This window comes from Synechococcus sp. F70.1, assembly GCF_047502745.1.
GTDB lineage: Bacteria > Cyanobacteriota > Cyanobacteriia > Thermostichales > Thermostichaceae > Thermostichus.
The window spans coordinates 1-1,408 of the sequence record NZ_JANSJL010000083.1; the positions used below are offsets into that span (position 1 = coordinate 1).

At 58.1% G+C, this 1,408-nt stretch carries 1 rRNA gene; it reads right to left on the reverse strand.

Annotation, left to right across the window (positions count from 1 at the left end):
- Nucleotides 1–1,408, reverse strand: a 23S ribosomal RNA gene (locus tag NW860_RS08620); the annotation flags it as partial.

The following is a 1,408-nucleotide window of genomic DNA, read 5'->3' on the forward strand; positions in this document are numbered from 1 at the left end:
GGTCGGAACTTACCCGACAAGGAATTTCGCTACCTTAGGACCGTTATAGTTACGGCCGCCGTTCACCGGGGCTTCGGTCGCCAGCTTCGCTTGCGCTAACCAGCTTCCTTAACCTTCCGGCACTGGGCAGGCGTCAGCCCCTATACGTCGTCTTACGACTTAGCAGAGACCTGTGTTTTTGGTAAACAGTTGCTTGGGCCCTTTCGCTGCGGCCAGCTCGCGCTGGCACCCCTTCTCCCGAAGTTACGGGGTCATTTTGCCGAGTTCCTTAGAGAGGGTTATCTCGCGCCCCTGGGTATCCTCTACCCACCCACCTGTGTCGGTTTCGGGTACGGGTGACAACCTTCATCGCCTACGAGCTTTTCTTGGCACTACCCTTCACCACGCGGGGTCCGTAGACCCCTCCCAATCCAGTCAGGGTGTGGCTAGCTCTCGTGCGTCCCTCTTCGGCTCCAGTTGCCAGTCAGGGAATATCAACCCTGTGTCCATCGACTACGCCTTTCGGCCTCGCCTTAGGTCCCGACTAACCCCCCGCGGACGAACCTTCCGGGGGAACCCTTGGGTTTTCGGGGCATTGGATTCTCACCAATGTTTGCGCTACTCAAGCCAGCATTCTCACTTCCGCCTCGTCCACGGCTGCTTGCGCTGCCGCTTCACCCTACTGCGGAACGCTCCCCTACCATCCAATCCACAACTTCGGCGCACCGCTTAGTCCCGTTCATTTTCGGCGCAGGGGCGCTTGACCAGTCAGCTGTTACGCACTGTTTAAAGGATGGCTGCTTCTAAGCCAACCTCCTGGTTGTCTTCGCACCCCCACCTCCTTAACCACTGAGCGATGACTTGGGGGCCTTAGTTGGTGGTCTGGGCTGTTCCCCTCTCGACGATGGAGCTTATCCCCCACCGTCTCACTGCCGACTAACCCTGGCGTATTCGGAGTTTGGTTCGGTTCGGTACGGCTTTCGCCGCCCTTACCGATTCAGTGGCTCTACCCCACCAGGTACCTGTCGACGCTGCGCCTCAACGCATTTCGGGGAGAACCAGCTAGCTCTGGGTTCGATTGGCATTTCACCCCTAACCACAGCTCATCCGATGATTTTGCAACATCAACCGGTTCGGCCCTCCACTTGGCTTTACCCAAGCTTCAGCCTGGCCATGGTTAGATCACCCAGGTTCGGGTCTACAGCGTGCGACTTAGCGCCCTCTTCAGACTCGGTTTCCCTCTGGCTCCGGCATTCCCGCCTTAACCTGCCGCACACTGTAACTCGCTGGCTCATTCTTCAACAGGCACGCGGTCACCCGTTCAATCGGGCTCCCACTGCTTGTAGGCACACGGTTTCATGCTCTCTTTCACTCCCCTCCCGGGGTTCTTTTCACCTTTCCCTCACGGTACTGGTTCACTATCGGTCAC